This window comes from Chryseobacterium sp. CT-SW4 (genome assembly GCF_048572715.1).
Taxonomy (GTDB): domain Bacteria; phylum Bacteroidota; class Bacteroidia; order Flavobacteriales; family Weeksellaceae; genus Chryseobacterium.
The window spans coordinates 3,514,166-3,528,294 of sequence record NZ_CP183840.1; the positions used below are offsets into that span (position 1 = coordinate 3,514,166).

Annotated in this window: 16 protein-coding genes; 9 read left to right on the plus strand and 7 right to left on the minus strand. The window is 36.5% G+C overall.

Annotated elements, in window-relative coordinates:
* Position 1 precedes the first annotated feature (1 nt).
* Positions 2-1,027 (minus strand): rod shape-determining protein, encoded by a 1,026-nt coding sequence (locus ABJ974_RS15815; protein ID WP_292009143.1) that lies wholly within the window; start codon positions 1,025-1,027, stop codon positions 2-4.
* Positions 1,028-1,279: 252 nt separating this feature from the next.
* Here ABJ974_RS15815 and hemA point away from each other — a divergent pair, with 252 nt between their 5' ends.
* The 4 genes from hemA to hemE all read left to right on the plus strand — a co-directional run bounded on the left by hemA (position 1,280) and on the right by hemE (position 5,211).
* A complete protein-coding gene (hemA, locus tag ABJ974_RS15820; protein ID WP_419869182.1) occupies positions 1,280-2,554 on the plus strand; it encodes a glutamyl-tRNA reductase in 1,275 nt (424 codons plus the stop codon).
* On the plus strand, positions 2,541-3,449 hold the full coding sequence (hemC, locus tag ABJ974_RS15825; protein WP_419869183.1) for a hydroxymethylbilane synthase: 909 nt from the start codon (positions 2,541-2,543) through the stop codon (positions 3,447-3,449). The genes hemA and hemC overlap by 14 nt, the downstream gene beginning before the upstream one ends.
* A 109-nt stretch (positions 3,450-3,558) precedes the next feature.
* Positions 3,559-4,158, plus strand: coding sequence for a uroporphyrinogen-III synthase (locus tag ABJ974_RS15830; RefSeq protein WP_419869184.1), 600 nt, complete (start codon positions 3,559-3,561; stop codon positions 4,156-4,158).
* A 24-nt stretch (positions 4,159-4,182) separates the two neighbouring features.
* Positions 4,183-5,211, plus strand: coding sequence for a uroporphyrinogen decarboxylase (gene hemE, locus ABJ974_RS15835; RefSeq protein WP_419869185.1), 1,029 nt, complete (start codon positions 4,183-4,185; stop codon positions 5,209-5,211).
* Positions 5,212-5,281: 70 nt separating this feature from the next.
* Here the strand turns inward: hemE and ABJ974_RS15840 are convergent, their stop codons facing one another.
* Complete coding sequence (locus ABJ974_RS15840) at positions 5,282-5,851, minus strand: acyltransferase (RefSeq protein WP_419869186.1); 570 nt, start codon at positions 5,849-5,851, stop codon at positions 5,282-5,284.
* Positions 5,852-5,898: 47 nt separating this feature from the next.
* Here ABJ974_RS15840 and ABJ974_RS15845 point away from each other — a divergent pair, with 47 nt between their 5' ends.
* Genes ABJ974_RS15845 through ABJ974_RS15855 form a run of 3 tightly spaced genes read left to right on the plus strand, consistent with a single transcriptional unit; the run spans position 5,899 to position 7,882 of the window.
* On the plus strand, positions 5,899-6,873 hold the full coding sequence (locus ABJ974_RS15845) for a 3-oxoacyl-ACP synthase III family protein (RefSeq protein WP_419869187.1): 975 nt from the start codon (positions 5,899-5,901) through the stop codon (positions 6,871-6,873).
* Between the two features lie 16 nt (positions 6,874-6,889).
* Complete coding sequence (locus ABJ974_RS15850; protein WP_419869188.1) at positions 6,890-7,123, plus strand: phosphopantetheine-binding protein; 234 nt, start codon at positions 6,890-6,892, stop codon at positions 7,121-7,123.
* Positions 7,124-7,882: an SDR family NAD(P)-dependent oxidoreductase gene (locus tag ABJ974_RS15855; RefSeq protein ID WP_419869189.1), complete on the plus strand. Its 759-nt coding sequence runs from the start codon at positions 7,124-7,126 to the stop codon at positions 7,880-7,882.
* A 70-nt stretch (positions 7,883-7,952) separates the two neighbouring features.
* On the opposite strand, the gene ABJ974_RS15860 is transcribed toward ABJ974_RS15855, so the two are convergent.
* Together ABJ974_RS15860 and ABJ974_RS15865 are read right to left on the minus strand one after the other, a co-directional pair.
* Positions 7,953-8,585 (minus strand): nitroreductase family protein, encoded by a 633-nt coding sequence (locus ABJ974_RS15860; RefSeq protein WP_419869190.1) that lies wholly within the window; start codon positions 8,583-8,585, stop codon positions 7,953-7,955.
* Between the two features lie 85 nt (positions 8,586-8,670).
* Positions 8,671-9,486 carry a T9SS type A sorting domain-containing protein gene (locus tag ABJ974_RS15865; protein WP_419869191.1) on the minus strand — a complete coding sequence of 272 codons (816 nt, stop codon included), beginning with the start codon at positions 9,484-9,486 and terminating at the stop codon, positions 8,671-8,673.
* Positions 9,487-9,822: 336 nt separating this feature from the next.
* Between ABJ974_RS15865 and ABJ974_RS15870 the strand changes: the two genes are divergently transcribed.
* Together ABJ974_RS15870 and ABJ974_RS15875 are read left to right on the plus strand one after the other, a co-directional pair.
* A complete protein-coding gene (locus ABJ974_RS15870; protein WP_419869192.1) occupies positions 9,823-10,074 on the plus strand; it encodes a hypothetical protein in 252 nt (83 codons plus the stop codon).
* 69 nt (positions 10,075-10,143) lie between these two features.
* The gene (locus ABJ974_RS15875; RefSeq protein WP_419869193.1) at positions 10,144-10,995 is read left to right on the plus strand and encodes a GLPGLI family protein; all 852 of its coding nucleotides are present in this window, start codon (positions 10,144-10,146) and stop codon (positions 10,993-10,995) included.
* Between the two features lie 54 nt (positions 10,996-11,049).
* On the opposite strand, the gene ABJ974_RS15880 is transcribed toward ABJ974_RS15875, so the two are convergent.
* The 3 genes from ABJ974_RS15880 to ABJ974_RS15890 form a co-directional block, all read right to left on the minus strand.
* Complete coding sequence (locus ABJ974_RS15880; protein ID WP_419869194.1) at positions 11,050-12,270, minus strand: aminotransferase class V-fold PLP-dependent enzyme; 1,221 nt, start codon at positions 12,268-12,270, stop codon at positions 11,050-11,052.
* A 159-nt stretch (positions 12,271-12,429) separates the two neighbouring features.
* Complete coding sequence (locus tag ABJ974_RS15885) at positions 12,430-13,068, minus strand: 50S ribosomal protein L25/general stress protein Ctc (protein ID WP_419869195.1); 639 nt, start codon at positions 13,066-13,068, stop codon at positions 12,430-12,432.
* A 54-nt stretch (positions 13,069-13,122) separates the two neighbouring features.
* Positions 13,123-14,061 (minus strand): ribose-phosphate pyrophosphokinase, encoded by a 939-nt coding sequence (locus tag ABJ974_RS15890; protein WP_419869196.1) that lies wholly within the window; start codon positions 14,059-14,061, stop codon positions 13,123-13,125.
* Positions 14,062-14,129 lie beyond the last annotated feature (68 nt).

Here is a 14,129-nt window from a genome sequence, read left to right on the forward strand (position 1 = left end):
ATTATTTTATTAAGAAATTGAACTTATCCATATTCTTAAGTGCTATACCAGTCCCACGAACCACGGCTCTTAGTGGGTCTTCTGCTACAAAAACAGGAAGTCCGGTTTTTTTATGCAGCCTGTCTGCCAAGCCTCTTAGCAAAGCTCCACCACCAGCAAGATAAATACCTGTTTTATAGATATCCGCAGCCAATTCCGGAGGTGTCAATGAAAGAGTTTCCATTACGGCATCTTCAATTCTGATAATGGATTTATCTAATGCACGGGCAATTTCTTTGTAGCCTACCATAATTTCTTTCGGCTTTCCTGTGATAAGGTCTCTACCTTGTACCGGGATATCTTCAATATCTACATCAAGATCTTCCACTGCTGATCCCACTTCAATTTTCACTCTCTCAGCCGTTCTCTCTCCAATGTATAAGTTATGATGAGTTCTTAAGTAATAGGCTATATCATTGGTAAATACATCCCCTGCAATTTTCACGGATTTATCACAAACGATCCCTCCTAAAGCAACCACTGCAATTTCCGTAGTACCTCCACCTATATCGATAATCATGTTACCTTCCGGCTTTTGTACATCTATACCTACTCCTATTGCCGCAGCCATCGGTTCATAAATCAATCTTACTTCTTTGGCATTTACTTTTTGGGCAGAATCCCTTACCGCTCTTTTTTCCACTTCTGTAATTCCTGAGGGGATACAGATTACAATTCTTAGAGCAGGCTGGATAAATTTACCTTTAATACCAGGAATTTTTTTGATAAATTCCTTGATCATGTGTTCAGAAGCATGGAAATCGGCAATAACCCCATCTTTTAACGGACGGATGGTTTTGATATCCTCATGAGTTTTCCCCTGCATATGCTTTGCCTGTTCCCCTACAGCTATAGGCTTACCCGTAGACCGTTCAATCGCAACGATTGAAGGCTGATCTATCACAATTTTATTATTATGGATGATAAGGGTATTAGCGGTTCCCAGGTCTATCGCAATTTCTTGCGTAAACATATCGAATAAACTCATATTTCTCTTCTGATTTAAGTTTACAAAGATATAAATTTAGTACAATGAATAAAATCGAATCTGCACATAATTTGGTTAAAGTTTTATTAAAATTTTAAAAAAACAGCAGATCGAAAGAATATTTTTCGGAGGGAATTATTCACCAGAAAACAAAAACAATTGTTCTTTCTTAATTTATAGTTTTTTACGATAATTATCATACACATTATCAGCGGTTGATTAATTAAAAAAAACGTAAATTTGCAGCTGTTTATGGTACACGAGTCTAATACACATCGAACCTCTAATTTTTCCGTGCTTTCTATCAGTTATGAAAAAGCTGATGTGGAAACGCGAGGAAAATTTGCGTTTTTTGATGAGAACATCAAAAACTTTGTTTCCAGAATACATGATGAAAATTTGGGAGATGCTTTTGTCGTTTCTACATGTAACCGGACCGAAATCTACACCACTACTCCCAACTGCCTTCTGGTGGCAGAGGAATACTGCAAAACCATAGGAGTAAATATTTCTGATTTCCTTCAATATGCCAATATCCTTAATAAGGAAGAAGCTCTTACCCATTTATTCCGAGTAGCAGCCGGGCTGGAAAGCCAGATCATCGGAGATTTCGAAATTATAGGACAGATCAAAAACGCCTATGCCCGTTTCAAAAAGGAAAGAAAAAATTCCAATCCTTATCTGGAACGCGCTATCAATTCCGCTATTCAGATTTCAAAAAGAATCAAAAACGAAACAGGAATATCCAACGGTGCAGCCTCTGTATCTTATGCTGCCGTACATTATATTTTAAATAGTCAGAAAAGAATTGCTGACAAAAACATACTTCTTCTCGGTGTAGGAGAAATTGGTCAGAATACGGTTGAGAATCTGGTAAAACATGTTTATCAGCCTAAAATAAAAATAGCCAACAGAACCCAGGAGAAAGCGGAGAAAATTTCCAAAAAGTACAATATTCCTCATGTAGATTATAAGGATGTGGACCAGGAATTAAAAAATACAGACATTCTTATTGTCGCTACCGGAGCCAAACATCCTATTATCAACCGCTCTCATTTTCCTAACGGAAAAGAAACCCTGGTTATCGACCTCTCTATTCCCAATAATGTGGAAAAGGATGTCACCACCAATGAAAATGTAACGCTGATCGATGTGGATGAACTTTCCAAACACATCCAGGAAACCATTCAGCAAAGAGCAAAAGAAATTCCTAAAGCCAACGGAATTATCCGGGAAATGACCAAAGAGTTTCTTGAGTGGGAAAAAAAGAGAAAGCTGGCACCCAACATTCATCATTTCAAAGCTGTTTTAAAGAACATGGAACGCAATGAAATGCATCAGTTTTATAAAAAAAATAAATACATCAATATAGAAGACATGGCGCTTTCTGATAAGATGATTCAGAAAATCACCAACCGTTTTGCAAAATATATAATAGATAATCCATTAAAAGCCGAAGAAATCAGTAAATTAATGCACGAAATTTTAGTTGAACAACCTAACAACGAATTCAATGAAAAGCATTAGAATCGGAACAAGAAATTCCGCACTTGCTCTTTGGCAGGCAAGAGAAGTTGCAAGACATTTACAGAACCTCAATCACATTACAGAGATTGTGCCTATTGTTTCTTCGGGAGATAAAAACCTGAACCAGCCTCTTTATTCTTTAGGGATCACAGGAGTATTTACCCGCGATCTTGATACTGCTCTTCTCAATGATGAGATCGATATTGCCGTACATTCCCTTAAAGATGTCCCTACCCAGTTGCCGGAAAACATTGAGCTTGTAGCTTATCTGGAAAGAGATTATCCCCAAGATGTACTGATCAGGAAATCCTCTTCCCAAAATAAGGAATTTCATGAGCTTAAAGTAGCCACCAGCAGTCTCAGAAGAAGAGCTTTCTGGCTGAAGAGCTATCCGGAAGCCACCTTTTCGGATATTAGAGGGAACATACAGACCCGTCTTCAAAAATTAGAAGAGCAGGATTTTGACGCTACCCTTCTATCCTTAGCGGGAATCAAAAGAATGAAAATGGATATCGATTATGAGATGATTCCTTTTATGATATCAGCCCCTTCCCAAGGTGTTATCACGGTTGCCGGACATTCTGACAAAAAGGAGATCAACGAAATCCTGAAACAAATCAATCACAGGCCTACCCAAGTCTGTGTAGAAATAGAAAGAAACTTCCTAAGTACTCTTGAAGGCGGCTGTACAGCACCTATCGGAGCTTTTGCCGAGATCTTTGATAATGAGATCAGATTTAAGGGAGCACTATGTTCCTTAGATGGAAAAAATTACATTGCTACGGATGAAAGCTTTGAATATAATGACACCGAAAATTTTGGAGAAAAATGGGCTAAAGTCATTCTTGAAAACGGAGGGAAAGAATTGATGTCCGAAATCAAAAGTCAGCTTTAGAAGTTCCTCCGCCCTTATAACACACACAAATATGAAGATCTTGTTTACCAAAAATGTAGACCCGGTTGTTGTATCCTCCTATCTAGGTGAGGATATAAAATATGATTGTATGGAGGTAATTAAGACCGTACCTATAAGAACGACCCCTTTTGAACTTAAAAACTATTCACTGATCTTTACCAGTGTAAACGGAGTGAATGCTTTTTTTCAAAACCAGTTTAAGCCTAATGAGGATTTTACATCCCGTTGTTTTAATAAGATATATTGTGTGGGAGAAAAAACAAAAAGGGAATTAAGAAAATATGGCTTCGGCACTTTCAAGGTTCTTAAAAATGCTGAAGCTCTTTCTCAGTTTATTATTGGGAACTGCCAGCATGAAAAGTTTCTTCATTTTTGCGGCAATCTTGCTCTGGATGTCCTTCACCAGGATCTTCCACTTCAGAATATCCGTTATAAAAAAATTGTAGTTTACCATACTGAGGAACTGAATCCTGTAATTCATGAAAAATATAAGGCTATTGTCTTTTTTAGCCCAAGCGGAGTTCGTAGTTTTGCCAAACACAATTCTTTAGAAGGAATGACCCTGTTTTCTATTGGAAAAACAACTTCTAAAGAAATAAAAAATTATACCCAGAGGATCATTTTCACTTCTGATGATAATAATTTAGTGTCCATATTAAGTCTTATAAGAAACCATTATAAAAGCTAAAAAAGCAATATCAGTTTAATAATTATGATTAAAAACGACCTCTATTTAAAAGCACTTCGTGGAGAAACAGTAGAAAGACCTCCTGTTTGGATGATGAGACAAGCGGGTAGATACTTGCCGGAATTTATTGCTCTTCGTGACAAGTATGATTTCTTTACGCGTTGTCAGACTCCTGAGCTGGCTGCTGAAATTACCGTACAGCCTATCCGAAGATTTCCTCTGGATGCCGCTATATTATTTTCAGATATTTTAGTGGTTCCTCAGGCGATGGGAATAGATTTCAAAATGAAGGAGTCAGTGGGTCCGTGGCTGGATAATCCTATCAGAACTGCTGAGCAGGTACAAAATATTGAGGTTCCGAATGTAGATGATACATTAGGATATGTTTTTGATGCAATTGAACTTACCCTTCAGAAACTGGATAATGAGATTCCTTTGATCGGCTTTGCCGGTTCTCCATGGACAATTCTCTGTTATTGTGTAGAAGGAAAAGGAAGCAAGGCTTTCGATATTGCCAAATCTTTTTGTTTCCAACAACCGGAAGCCGCGCATTTATTACTTCAGAAAATCACAGATACTACCATTGCCTATTTAAAAAGAAAAGTGGAAAAAGGAGTTTCTGCCGTTCAGGTATTCGATTCATGGGGAGGAATGCTTTCACCTCAGGATTACCAGGAATTTTCCTGGCAATATATCAACCAGATTGTAGAAGCATTGAGTCCGCTCACCCATGTAGTGGTATTTGGAAAAGGATGTTGGTTTGCACTGGAAGAAATGACCTTATCCAAAGCATCTGCTTTAGGAGTGGATTGGACTATTACGCCTGAGTTTGCCAGAACGTTAACTAATCATACAATGACACTTCAGGGAAACTTTGATCCTGCAAGGTTGCATTCGACTCCTGAAACCATCAGAAAAATGGTTCACGAAATGATCAACCGCTTCGGAAAAGACAGGTATATAGCTAATCTTGGTCATGGCATCCTGCCGAATATTCCTCTGGAAAATGCAGAAGCCTTTATACGGGCTGTTGTAGACTGGAAACCGTTATAAAAAATAATTAAATATAAAAAAGAAACCCCTTTAGTCAAAGGGGTTTCTTTTTTATTACAATGGAAAACATTTAAATTTTTCTTGCTTTTTTATATTTATGGGGTAAATTTTCACTTAAGTATTTATTAAGCTGCCGCTTATTCTTTTCCAGCTCTTTTGGAAAACAGGGTGTGTTCTTCAATACAATATCACCATAATCTTCTATGGTACAAAGAAATTGGGCCGGGTTTCCCACAAAGACAGTGTTATCCGGCATAGATTGGGATAATACAGAATTAGCTCCCAAAATACAGTTGTTACCCATTTGCACATCCTGCATAATAACAGAATTGAGACCTATCATACAGTTGTTACCTATTTTTATCCTTCCAACAATTCTGGCCTCTTCATATCCCGGAATCTTGTTTAAAATATTAGCAGTACCTCCATGGTTTACAAACCTTACTCCAGCTGCAATACGTACATTATCACCAATATCTATAAGCTCGGGTTCCGTTCCAAAATACACTTTATCGGGCATATTGAAGTTTTTTCCAACTTTCATTCCTTTATGCATGGCTATTTTTAAGTTGGCTTTATTCCAAAGCCTATCCAAAGTGGTGTGAATTTTTAATGAAATTCTAAAAAAGAAAATTCTCATTTTTAAATAACTGTTTATATTTTTGCAAAACTACAAAAAATGAAATAATGATAAAAATATACAATATTAATTACTATTTACCTAAAAATATTCTAACTAACAACTGTTTGGAAAAAATATTTCCTGAGTGGAGCTCTGAAAAAATTAAAGAAAAAATTGGAATTGTACAACGCCATATCACTTCGGAAAATGAAACCGCATTGGATATGGCTCTAAAAGCTTCGGAAGAACTTCTGGATAATTATGACAGAAATAAAATAGACTTTATCCTCTTTTGTACCCAAAGTCCGGATTATTTTCTGCCTACCACGGCATGCATCCTACAAGATAAGCTGGGTCTGCGAAAAGATATTGGAGCAACAGATTTCAATCTGGGATGTTCAGGTTTTGTATATGGGTTAGCTTTGGCAAAAGGATTGATCTCCGCAGGAATAGCAAACAACATTCTATTAGTTACATCCGAAGCCTATACTAAATACATTCATCCAAAAGATAAAGCAAACCGAAGTATTTTTGGAGATGCCGCTAGCGCTACAATTATTGAAAAGGCTGAAACATCCCCGGATTATCAGTTTTGTCTCGGAACAGACGGGAATGGCGCAGAAAATCTTATTGTTAAAAAAGGAGCTTTTAAAAAGAACTTTGCATTAAATCCGGAAAATGAATTTGGTCCTGAAAACCTTTATATGAACGGTCCTGAAATTTTCAATTTTACGATCGAAAATATTCCCAAATTAGTAACAAATACTTTACAAAAGAATAACCTGGAAATGGATCAGATTGACTATTTTGTTTTTCATCAGGCAAACTCATATATGCTGAACTATTTAAGAAAGAAAACAAAAATACCTAAGGAAAAATTTTATATCAACATGGAAGAGACGGGAAATACAGTTTCTGCAACTATTCCGATTGCACTTAAAAACATGATGGATAAAAAAATGATAAAACCGGGAGATAAGATTTTTTTAGCCGGGTTTGGAGTAGGATATTCGTGGGGAGCCACCATAATTGAATTTTAATATTAATAGATAACACATGAACAAATTATTATTTCTAAAAAAGCTACAAGAAGAACTGGAAGAAGATGAAACACTTACGGTCGAAACCCAGTTAAAAAACCTGGAAAGCTATGATTCCATAAGCCTGCTTACGATCATTGCTTTTGTAGATGAAAACTTTAGCAAAAAAATTGATGCAAAACAATTTAAAAATATTGAAACTGTATCAGATTTGATGAATGTAATAGGAGAAGAAAATTTTGAAGATTAGATGAATCCATTTACATTACAAAACAAAACCATTCTCATTACAGGCGCTTCTTCCGGCATAGGAAGAAGCTGCTCTGTAGAGTGTAGTAAGAGTGGTGCCCATTTAATTCTTATTGCCAGAAATGAAAAAGAATTAAATAAAACAGTATCATTACTGGAGCCGGGTTCAAAAGCCGAAACCATTATTGCGGATATTACCCATTATGAAGAATTGGAAGATCTGATTGCTGAAAAAGTTGCAGTTTTAGGTAAAGTTGCTGGTTTTATCCATTGTGCAGGTATTGAAAAAACATTACCCTTAAAAAAGCATGACTCAAAGTTATATAATGACATTTTTGCAGTCAATGTTATTTCCGGATTCGAATTAGCCAAAATTTTATCTTTAAAAAAGTATAAAAGTGAAACCTCCAGTTTTGTTTTTATCTCTTCAGTCGCCGGGATGGGAGGAGAACCAGGAAAAACCGCTTATTCAGCAAGTAAGGGAGCTGTCATATCCGGAGTAAGATCTATTGCCGTGGAATTTGCAAGAAGCAATATTCGCGTTAATAGTGTCAGCCCTGCAATGGTAAACACTCCTATCTTAAAAAAAATGTTTGACGATATAGGAGAAGAAGCCTCCCGAGAGATCATAAAAAAGCATCCTCTGGGAATAGGTAACCCTGAAGATATTGCGAATGCCTGCATCTTTTTACTTTCCGATGCAGCCAGGTGGACGACAGGTTCAAATTTGGTGGTAGACGGAGGATATTCTGTATGCTAGTATTAAAAGATCGTCTTAAAGAGAATTTGAACTAATAAAAAAGACCTTTTTAAGAAAGGTCTTTTTGCTTTTATTTTATTTCCGTAATAAAATCCTCTTTTGATTTTCTGACTTTAGTGAGATTAACCAACCAGTCATTATCCGCATCTCTATATCCTAATGGTAAAAGGAGAACACTTTTCAATCCTTTTTCCTTTAAGTTAAGGATTTCATCAACCGCTTCCGGAGAAAACCCTTCCATCGGCGTGGAGTCCACTTCTTCAAAAGCTGCAGCAATAATGGCCGCACCAAAGGAAATATACGCCTGTTTTGCCGTATGGGTGAAATTTTCTTCAGCAGATCTTTTTGGATATAGGTCCAATAACTGTTTTCTGTAATTTTCCCAGCCTTCATTTTTAAAACCTCTGATATCATTCGTAAGATCGAACATTTTATTAATCCTTTCCTCCGTATAGTTATCCCAGGCTGCAAAAACCAATAGGTGGGAACAGGCCGTAACCTGCTGTTGATTCCAGGCTGCAGATTTGATTTTTTCTTTAACCTCCTGATTCGTTATTACCAAAATTTCAAAGGGCTGGAGTCCGCTGGAAGTAGGAGCCAATCGGGCAGCTTCTAATATTCTATCGATTTTTTCCTGAGGTACTTTCTGGCCGTTCATGGCTTTGGTGGCAAATCTCCAGTTAAGTCTTTTTATTAATTCCATAATTTACATTTTGAATAACAAATGTAATTCAATTAGCTTACAATTAATAGATAGAACTCAAAAACCTTTAATAAGAAGAGAAATGTCAGTCTTTTATGATCTTTTTCTTTACGGTTCCTGCAGGTCCGGTAACATATATCATATAAACTCCTTTCGGCAGACCCGAAATATCATAACTCCCAGTATTATTTTCAAAGACTTCAACCGTCTTACCCGACATATCTACTATACTTACCTTATCATAACCTTTCCCTTTATTTTTAATGTATATATTGTCTTTTACAGGATTAGGATAGATGGACATTTCATCGGATAAAGAAGTTTCCGCAGTGGCTAATGCTGCAGAGGTAATCATTATATCATCTATTACCACTCCATAGGAATAATCTCCGGCATCGTCATATACAAACCTCAGCTGGAAATTAGCATTGGCATATGGACTCAGGTCTATATTAGTTGTAGTATCATAAGAAGTAACAGTATACATGAATGTAGCCCAATCGATTCCCCAGGTCCCTGCCTGTCCGCTAAAATTAAATATCTGTACCCAGGCCGTTCCGTTGTAAGCCTCCACTTTGATACTGGAATCAAAATCATATACCATATTGGCATATTTAAAGGATAGCTGGGGACTTGTGGCAGCAGACAGATTAATCACAGGAGAAATCAGTCTCGCGTTTGAATTCAGGCTGGCAGATCCCGCCGCATCATCGTCAAAAAAAGCGGCTCCATCAGGAAAGGATGCAAAACCGCATTGGGTTCCCACTCCCCAATTGAACGTAGTTGAAGGATTATCCAAAGTCCATCCGGAAGGTAAGGTCCCTCCGTTAAAATTTTCTGAAAAAATCTGGGCTCCACAAAAGCCAAAGGAGAATAAAAAAAGTATAAATTGAGTTTTCATGGTAATGTATTTTATATTTTAATAAAATTAATTAATTATTTTTAAACATAAAATAATAATACTTGTATTTCAATTCATTATATCAATGCATTACGATAGTTTATTGAAATAAATAAATTACTCTTATTTTTTGATTGGGCCATCTCCGGCTAGATTGTGATTGCCTGGATATTTATGCCTTTTCTATTGACTTCATACTGACCCATCACCCAATAATCTTTAAAAGATATTATTTAAAATATGGTTTCCCGTAATAGTGATTTAAAATAACATTGTATCATTGTATGATTACCATCACAAAGAAAATCATGTTTAATTAAAAAAATGAAAACCATTATGAAAAAAATTATGTTATTAGCCGCTTTCGGAGCTGTTGGATTAGTAAGCGCAAAAACTACTACAGAAGTTAAATCAAAAAAAGTAAAAGTTTTAAAAAAAATAGAAAAGCAAAAAGGATCAAAAAAGACAGAAACCACATGGTATGCTTATACTTCCTGTGGTACATCCGCTCAAACTTCTCAAGACTGGACTGCTGCACAGGCCAATGAATGGCTCATGAAGCTTGAAGCAAACTACTGTGGAGGATAAACTTTTGTAAATATTCTACTATGCACTTGTAAATTTACAAGTGCAATTTTTCCAAATTAAATAATTATTATGTATTTTTTTAAAAAAACATGTTGCTTATTGGCATTCTTCCTTAGTATATTTTTTTATTCACAGTCTCAATGGATTAATAAAGATACGCTTCGGGGAGAGTTTACTTATCTGTTAAAGGCGAAACTTGATCAGCGAAATGATTATAAACACGAAGAATTATTTTCATTACAAGTTGGTGATAATCGTGCATTCTTTGTAAGTAGCCAATCAATCAAAAGAGATTCCGTAATAAAAAATTCAGCAAAAATTACAACAGAAGGTAATACTAAAACGATTAGTCTTCAAGGCGTAGCAGTACCAAAAACTAAGTTCTCATATACTATAATACAGTCAAATGAGAATATTCAATTTTTTCAATTAGTAGCCATGTCGTTACTCTCCTATAAAGAGCCAATAATAAGTAATTGGAAACTTAGTGATGAATTACAAACAATAAATTCTTTTAATTGTAAAAAAGCAGAAGTCACATTTAAAGGAAGAAACTGGATTGCATGGTATTCCACCGAAATTCCTTTTCCTTATGGTCCTTATAAATTCACCGGATTACCGGGACTCATTATAAAAATAACAGATGATAGAGGTGACTATGATTTTGAACTTGTCAAATCTGTACCCAATGTTAAGTTGAAGGGAAGATTAATAAACAACATATCGGATTACCGTTACACTAATCCTATTGAAACAACAAGGCCTAAATTTGAACAAGCCTTAGAAAATGCCAGAGCTAATCCATCTGGTGCTCTAGCCAATTCCGGAACTACAATTATAGGAGGACAAGAAGTAATTCAACAAAGAAGAAAGCAAAGAGAAGAAAATAAAAAATACGAAAACCCCATTGAATTAGAATAAAGCACCTGAAATTTAGAGTTTTACAAAATAGTCTAAATTTCAGGCGCTTAGATTTTATGCTAACATCTTCTGGGCTTTCCTGACCCCTTCCACCAGAAGGTCTATTTCCTGAAATGTATTATAAACGGCAAAGCTCGCCCGCACAGTTCCGGCAATACTGAAGAAATCCATAATAGGCTGGGTACAGTGATGGCCAGTCCTTACGGCAACCCCCATTTTATCGAGGATCATTCCCACATCCGAAGAAATTCCAATTCCTTCCAAATTAAAAGAAACAACACCCACTCTCTCCGCTTTTTCACCATATACTTTGAGACCTTCAATTTCTAAAAGTTGCTTTTGAGCATATTCCAAAAGAACATTCTCATGTCTCTGGATATTATCCTTCCCTACTTTTTCGATAAAATCTATGGCAGCTCCTAAAGCAATATTTCCTCCCACATTCGGAGTTCCCGCTTCATATTTAAAGGGTAATGTTGCATAAGTAGTTTTTTCAAAAGAGCAGGTAGCGATCATTTCACCACCACCGTGGAAAGGAGGAAGCTCCTCCAGTATGGATTGTTTTCCGTATAATATACCTGTCCCCATAGGAGCATACATCTTATGACCGGAAAAAACAAAAAAATCACAATCCAGCTTCTGTACATCAATGCTAAAATGAGGCGCAGACTGTGCACCGTCAATAACGATATAAGCATCAGAATGTTTTCTGGTTCTCGCAATAATTTCTTCAATAGGATTTACAATTCCCAATGCATTAGAAACCTGGTTTACAGATACCACTTTAGTCTTTTCACTAAGGTACTGATCGAGATACTCAAGCTGCAGGATTCCATTCTCGTCAATAGGTATTACCCGAAGTTTTGCCCCAGTCCTTTCACAAAGCAACTGCCATGGAACGATGTTGGAATGGTGCTCAAGATAAGAAATAATAATTTCGTCATCTTTTTTAAGCTTTTGAGTAAGAATATAAGCGATGAGGTTCAGCCCCTCTGTAGTTCCTTTGGTGAAGATTACTTCAAAATCATGTTTCGCGTTAATAAACTTCTGAACCTTTTTGCGGGAAAGTTCCATTTCCTCGGTAGCCAATTGGCTTAAAGTATGGATTCCCCGGTGTACATTAGCATTAAGCTCGGTGTAATATTGTTTACAAACCTCCAGAACCGAATCCGGTTTCTGAGAAGTTGCCGCATTATCCAAATATACCAATGGTTTACCATTCACCTTTTGATTCAATATCGCAAACTGACTTCTTATTTCCTGAATGTCAAACATTATTATAAATTTAGAATTAAAAAAAGTTCTTATTTAGAACACTTCAAATTTACGCCTTTTTTCTGAAAGGGAATTAAATTCTACTAAAGTTATAGACTTTATCTAAAAATAAAAACCTGCCATTTCTGACAGGTTTTTTTGTATTTGTATAAGCAATTCTTATTCTGCTGCTGTCTCTTCAGCTGCAGGAGCTGCTCCTTCTGCTTCCGTAGTTTCCTCTTCATCATCCTGAGCTCCGGCTCCGGCTTTCATTGCATTTCTAGACATCTTCACAGCTGCAATAACTGCATTGTCAGGATGCATAAATGTGTAAGCATCATTTTTAATGTCTCCGATATAGATTTTGTTTCCAATCTTTAATGGAGTAACATCCACAACGATCTCATCAGGTAGGTTAGCAGGAATAGCTTTCAATTTTAACTTTCTGAAAGACTGACGTAAAACACCCCCAGCTACAACACCTTTTGCACGACCTGTAATTCTTACAGGAACTTCCATGATAACCGGCTTATCGTCAGCTAATTGATAGAAGTCAGCATGTAAAATCTTGTCAGTGATCGGGTGAAACTGAATGTCCTGAAGAACAGCCGGAATTGTTTGACCATCAACCTCAATAGATACCGTGTGTGCTTCAGGAGTGTATACTAAACCTTTGAAAGATTTCTCTTCAGCAGAGAAATTTAAAGGCTCACCACCTCCATAAACAACACAAGGAACTAATTCAGCATCACGTAAAGCTTTTGTAGACTTTTTGCCCACGCTTTCTCTTTTTGTACCTTGAATTGTAATAGATTTCATTTATAAAAATTTAAAAAATTGTTTAATTTTAAATCACAAGCTCCTAAAAATCAATTAAATAATAAATTTACTACTAATTGATTGGTGCTCATGAACCCTCTTCATAACATCCGCAAATAATGGGGCGCAAGATAGCACTTTTATTTTAGATGACAAATTATTTTTCACAGGAATTGAGTCAGTTACAATAACTTCCAGGATTTTTGAGTTCTCGATATTTTCATATGCCTTTCCTGAAAGCACTCCGTGAGTCGCCATAGCTCTTACCGACTTAGCTCCTTTCTCCATTAAGATATCCGCAGCCTTACAAAGTGTTCCTGCTGTATCAATCATGTCATCAATCAGGACAACATTTTTACCATCTACATCTCCGATAAGGAACATTTCCTCTACCACATTTGCTTTTTTTCTTTCTTTATAAGCGATTACCACCTCTGCACCTAAATGCCCCGCATAGTTTTTAGCTCTTTTTGCTCCTCCCATATCCGGAGAGGCAATGGTAAGATTATCAAGATTTAGGGATTTAATATAATCCACGAAAATGCTGGAAGCATAAAGATGATCTACCGGGATTTCAAAGAATCCCTGAATCTGATCCGCATGAAGATCCATTGTCATGATCCGTGTCGCTCCGGCAGCCGTTAAAAGATTGGCAACCAGTTTTGCCCCAATCGGTGCTCTCGGTTTATCCTTTCTGTCCTGTCTTGCCAGTCCAAAATAAGGAAGAACTACTGTAATACTCTTTGCAGAAGCTCTTTTTGCCGCATCAATCATCAGAAGAAGCTCCAAAAGATTGTCCGCGGGCGGAAATGTGGATCCAATAAGGAAAACCCTTCCTCCTCTTACCGATTCATCCAAAACCGGCTCAAACTCTCCATCACTAAACTCCTGAAAGTTGATTTTTCCTAACTCCTGCCCATAATACTGAGCGATTTTTTCTGCCAAGACCTTACTTGTTCTTGTAGAAAACAGATAACTTAACTGATCGGCCATTTTTACTTTTTAAAAGATTTTGCAAATTTAAAAAAACCACAAGAAAATCTCCTGTGGTTTTGAATATT

Coding starts and splice junctions, on each gene's coding strand:
- ABJ974_RS15840 (WP_419869186.1), bottom strand. CDS start 5,851: ATGAGAATTTTCTTTTTTAGAATTTCATTAAAAATTCACACCACTTTG.
- ABJ974_RS15890 (WP_419869196.1), bottom strand. CDS start 14,061: ATGGCCGATCAGTTAAGTTATCTGTTTTCTACAAGAACAAGTAAGGTC.
- hemE (WP_419869185.1), top strand. CDS start 4,183: ATGATTAAAAACGACCTCTATTTAAAAGCACTTCGTGGAGAAACAGTA.
- ABJ974_RS15855 (WP_419869189.1), top strand. CDS start 7,124: ATGAATCCATTTACATTACAAAACAAAACCATTCTCATTACAGGCGCT.
- ABJ974_RS15850 (WP_419869188.1), top strand. CDS start 6,890: ATGAACAAATTATTATTTCTAAAAAAGCTACAAGAAGAACTGGAAGAA.
- ABJ974_RS15860 (WP_419869190.1), bottom strand. CDS start 8,585: ATGGAATTAATAAAAAGACTTAACTGGAGATTTGCCACCAAAGCCATG.
- ABJ974_RS15870 (WP_419869192.1), top strand. CDS start 9,823: ATGAAAAAAATTATGTTATTAGCCGCTTTCGGAGCTGTTGGATTAGTA.
- hemC (WP_419869183.1), top strand. CDS start 2,541: ATGAAAAGCATTAGAATCGGAACAAGAAATTCCGCACTTGCTCTTTGG.
- ABJ974_RS15865 (WP_419869191.1), bottom strand. CDS start 9,486: ATGAAAACTCAATTTATACTTTTTTTATTCTCCTTTGGCTTTTGTGGA.
- ABJ974_RS15880 (WP_419869194.1), bottom strand. CDS start 12,270: ATGTTTGACATTCAGGAAATAAGAAGTCAGTTTGCGATATTGAATCAA.
- hemA (WP_419869182.1), top strand. CDS start 1,280: ATGGTACACGAGTCTAATACACATCGAACCTCTAATTTTTCCGTGCTT.
- ABJ974_RS15875 (WP_419869193.1), top strand. CDS start 10,144: ATGTATTTTTTTAAAAAAACATGTTGCTTATTGGCATTCTTCCTTAGT.
- ABJ974_RS15885 (WP_419869195.1), bottom strand. CDS start 13,068: ATGAAATCTATTACAATTCAAGGTACAAAAAGAGAAAGCGTGGGCAAA.
- ABJ974_RS15830 (WP_419869184.1), top strand. CDS start 3,559: ATGGAGGTAATTAAGACCGTACCTATAAGAACGACCCCTTTTGAACTT.
- ABJ974_RS15815 (WP_292009143.1), bottom strand. CDS start 1,027: ATGAGTTTATTCGATATGTTTACGCAAGAAATTGCGATAGACCTGGGA.
- ABJ974_RS15845 (WP_419869187.1), top strand. CDS start 5,899: ATGATAAAAATATACAATATTAATTACTATTTACCTAAAAATATTCTA.